Raw genomic sequence first — 3,615 nt, 5'->3', positions numbered from 1 at the left:
ATGCAATATCGGAATCAGACCCTTGAACCCCTCATCGCCTAGAATTAAACCAGTCCAACTTTCGGGGGCCAGTTCAATTTTGGCGGGTGGGGCGTCCTTTTCGTTTGGAAGCCAAACCTGCAGTTCAGCGCCCGTTGACGGGTCGCTCTTCATTGCTGGTGGCTCGGGGGCGATCGGCACGGTCGCCATCCAACTTGCACGCCAACGCGGATGGCACGTTGCCGCATCCGCGTCGAAACCCAATCACGACTACATGCTTTCGCTCGGCGCGCACAAGGTAGTTGACTACGGCAACCCCCATTGGCGCGAGCAGATCCTGGAGTGGATGCCCAATGGCGTCGACGCTGTCTTGGCGGTGCAACCGGGCACCTCGGCGGAAAGTTTGCCCGTCGTGAAGGACGGTGGAACATTGGTGTCGATCTCCGGAGATGCACACATCTCCGAACGTGGCATACACATAACGGGGTCCCCTATCAAATGGACGTTCTCGATGATTTGGTGCAACTCATGGAGCAGATCGCCGCAGGGGAGATTCATTTGGAGCTTGAGCAGGTTTATCCGTTTGCAGATGCCCTGGCTGCCCTTGCGAAAGTACAGACCCGGAGGGCTCGAGGCAAACTCGTGCTCAGACGAGAGTAAAGCACATGGCCGAGGAACCATGCGGATTCAAGAAGGTGCTGCCTTGCCGAATTCTCAGCCGGTCCGGGTTATTTACAACTCTCTACCCCGTATTTAATTCATGGCTTGCGGGTAAGAGGCGGACGATGTTGAGCCGGAAGGGTTGGCATGTCAGACCGCCCAAGGCACGGGCACTGCTTGGGGCTCGGGACTACAGGGGGAGCATCTTGTACGGATGCTGATGACTTCTTCGAAGACGGGACTTGCTGCCACCGGCTACGGTTTGGCAGCGGCCACAGCGACCAGTTCGGCCGCGACTCCTGTCAATCGTCGAGGTCCTGACCAGACGGCCGTCAGGGGGCGGCTGATCCCTTGACCCTCAAAGGGAACGCGCAACAGGTCCCCGCTCTCGAGCTGGCTACGAAGGGCGAGTTCGCTCAGGACAGCAGGACCCGCCCCGGAAGCAACAGCAACGCGCACCGCGGCGTTGCTGGCAAGCACCTGCATCGGCTCGACAGTGACGGCCCCAGCCAACACCTCTTGCAGCGCCTCGCGGGTACCTGAGCCGGGCTCCCTGACAACCAAGGGGGTTTCCGCCAGCTCTTGCAAACCGATCCTGCTCGTACGGTTCGCCCATTCATGGTTGGGAGCGACAACTACCAGCAACTCATCCTCTTGGACGACCCGGGCATTCAACCGCATGGGAACGTTCGGGGTCTCAACGAAACCCAGTTGAAGAATGCCCCTTTGCACTTCTTGGAGAACCTGCGCCGAATTCAGCACCTGCACCTCGATGCGGACCGGCGGCAATCGACGTTTCAACTCTGTCAGCCAGACCGGTAGCAGGGTTTCTGCGATGGTCATGCTGGCCCCCACACGAAGTTCCAACGTTTCGTTGCTGCGGCTAGACCGTGACCAATCGTTGAAGCGTTGCCCGGCATCAAGTAGTTCACGGGCTTGAACAGCCAGCAACAACCCCAGTGCCGTCGGTTCCGAACCGCGGGGGCTGCGCTCAAGCAAAGCCGTTTTCATCCCCGTCTCCAGCTCCGCGATGGCTCGGCTTGCGTTGGGCTGCGCCATCCCCACTTTCCGTGCGCCTGCCCCCACGCTGCCTTCGTCCACCACGGCAACGAAGAGTTCCAGTACTTGAAGGTTCGGCCAAGCTTCGCTCATATCAAAAGCATATACCATGATGCGAAATTGCCGTCTAGCGGGCTGACGGGGATCAGTGAAGTATGGAAGTATGTCAACGCAAATACAACAGATAGATCCCGTAACAGCCCGCCGCGGCTCCTACGCACTGAAAAAATATTCCCCCGGGTTGCTTTTGTGTGCGGTCGCTGTGGCAATCGCGATGACCGTTAACGTCTTCCTTCCCGGTGTCAGCCCACTGATCGTCGCGATCGTGCTCGGCATCGCCCTGACCAACGTGGTTCGCCTACCCGAGTCCACGGCACCGGGACTGACGCTGGCTTCCAAGAAGCTGCTCCGATTGGGAATCGTCTTCCTGGGCCTGCAACTGGTGCTCTCAGACATTGTCTCCCTCGGTGCGCCCATGCTCGTGGTCATCGTGTTCATCGTGGCCGGAGGCATTTTCGGAACCATCCTGATCGGGCGGCTGATGAAGATGCGTTCCGCCCAGGTTCTGCTCATAGCATGTGGTTTCTCTATTTGCGGCGCCGCCGCTGTGGCCGGAGTCGAAGGGGTCACCGACTCAGACGAAGAGGACGTGGTCACCGCCGTGGCCTTGGTGGTCATCTTCGGCACACTCATGATTCCGGCGATTCCCTTGCTCGGCCAGCTGCTGGGCATGGAGCCTGAACTCAACGGCATGTGGGCCGGTGGCTCCATCCACGAGATCGCTCAGGTTGTCGCCGCCGGAGGAATAATCGGCGGCGGGGCGCTGGCTGTCGCCGTCATCGTCAAACTCGCCCGCGTCCTGCTGCTCGCCCCGATCGTCGCGATTTTGAGCATTCGCCAACGCCGGTCAGGAAACGTCAAACCCGATGAAAAGCGTCCTGCGATCGTCCCACTGTTCATCATTGGCTTCCTGGTCATGATCGTGCTCCGTTCCACACTGGACCTGCCCGAGGGCCTCATCCACGCAGGAAGCCTCGCGCAAACGGCTTTGTTGTCCGCCGCAATGTTTGGACTGGGATGTGGGGTGAAGATCCGCAACCTCATCCGGGTCGGAGCCCGACCCTTCATCCTGGCCGCAGCCTCAACCATTCTCGTCACAGGCATCGCACTTGCAGGCATCGAACTCGTCCACCTCTGATAGGGAACCACATCCTGCAGTCTCCGCCCAAGCTGATACCTCGTCCGCCCACCACATGACCTTTTAGGAAGGAACCTGACTTGACATTTCTCACCGGTACAGCTCCGATTATCGTCGGCGTCGACAGCTCCGATTCTTCAAGGTGGGGGCGCCCTTTCTCTTTATTCGGTGAACGTTGCCCAGGCGGAGAAAGCGCAGGTAAAACCACACGCTAGCGAGACCTGGGGGCGTGCCTTCGCCAGCCCTTGTAAAAGCCGCCCACGAGGGGAAATGTGCGTAAGGCTACCTGTAGGCGTGCCTGGAACCGTAAATGTCCTGCCATGTGGCAAGCGCCGTGGGGCGTATATTCACCCGCCCCCATCGCCGCATCTATGCGTTCTTCAACGCCCGATACACAGTAGGGCGAGTGACCCCAAACTCCCGTGCTAGCTCTGCCTTTGGCTCCCCCGCCAGCACGCGCCTCTTAATCTCCGCTACCTGTTATGGGCTAAGGGCGGGTTTGCGGCCTTTGTACTTTCCTGCCTTTTTCGCCAGCGCAATCCCCTCTGCTTGGCGTTCGCGGATAATGGCCCGCTCAAACTCCGCAAACGAACCTAAAATGCCTAGCATTAAATCCGCGCGTGGATCTGTGGTGTCTTTCGCATGAAGCGTCCTGGGTTTAGTTCCGCTTCTTTTACGGCCCTGTGTTGATGGGCTGGGTGAGATAGTACTCGGTTTCT

General features: G+C 59.2%; 3 protein-coding genes and 2 pseudogenes. 2 read left to right on the top strand and 3 right to left on the bottom strand.

Annotated elements, in window-relative coordinates:
• On the bottom strand, positions 1–189 hold a 189-nt coding region (locus ABRP98_RS11635; protein ID WP_349859346.1), incomplete at its 3' end, for a hypothetical protein.
• Here ABRP98_RS11635 and ABRP98_RS11840 point away from each other — a divergent pair.
• Positions 152–639 (top strand): annotated as a pseudogene (locus tag ABRP98_RS11840) (zinc-binding dehydrogenase). The gene ABRP98_RS11635 and the pseudogene ABRP98_RS11840 sit on opposite strands and share 38 nt — an antisense overlap.
• Before the next feature lie 255 nt (positions 640–894).
• Here the strand turns inward: ABRP98_RS11840 and ABRP98_RS11620 are convergent.
• Complete coding sequence (locus tag ABRP98_RS11620) at positions 895–1,791, bottom strand: LysR family transcriptional regulator (protein ID WP_034654218.1); 897 nt, start codon at positions 1,789–1,791, stop codon at positions 895–897.
• A gap of 70 nt (positions 1,792–1,861) precedes the next feature.
• On the opposite strand from ABRP98_RS11620, the gene ABRP98_RS11615 reads away from it, so the two are divergent.
• Positions 1,862–2,896, top strand: coding sequence for a YeiH family protein (locus tag ABRP98_RS11615; RefSeq protein WP_349859344.1), 1,035 nt, complete (start codon positions 1,862–1,864; stop codon positions 2,894–2,896).
• Positions 2,897–3,265: 369 nt separating this feature from the next.
• Here ABRP98_RS11615 and ABRP98_RS11610 read toward each other — a convergent pair.
• Positions 3,266–3,535 (bottom strand): annotated as a pseudogene (locus ABRP98_RS11610) (helix-turn-helix domain-containing protein); the annotation flags it as partial.
• Positions 3,536–3,615 lie beyond the last annotated feature (80 nt).

This window comes from Corynebacterium sp. KPL2838, from assembly GCF_040225455.1.
GTDB classification, from domain to species: Bacteria; Actinomycetota; Actinomycetes; order Mycobacteriales; family Mycobacteriaceae; genus Corynebacterium; species Corynebacterium rhinophilum.
The sequence above is the reverse complement of the archived record's forward strand: the minus strand, read 5'-3'. Positions and strand labels throughout refer to the sequence as shown.

Bases quoted from the DNA above. Each gene is read 5' to 3' on its own strand.
- ABRP98_RS11620 (WP_034654218.1), bottom strand. From the start codon at position 1,791: ATGAGCGAAGCTTGGCCGAACCTTCAAGTACTGGAACTCTTCGTTGCC.
- ABRP98_RS11615 (WP_349859344.1), top strand. From the start codon at position 1,862: ATGTCAACGCAAATACAACAGATAGATCCCGTAACAGCCCGCCGCGGC.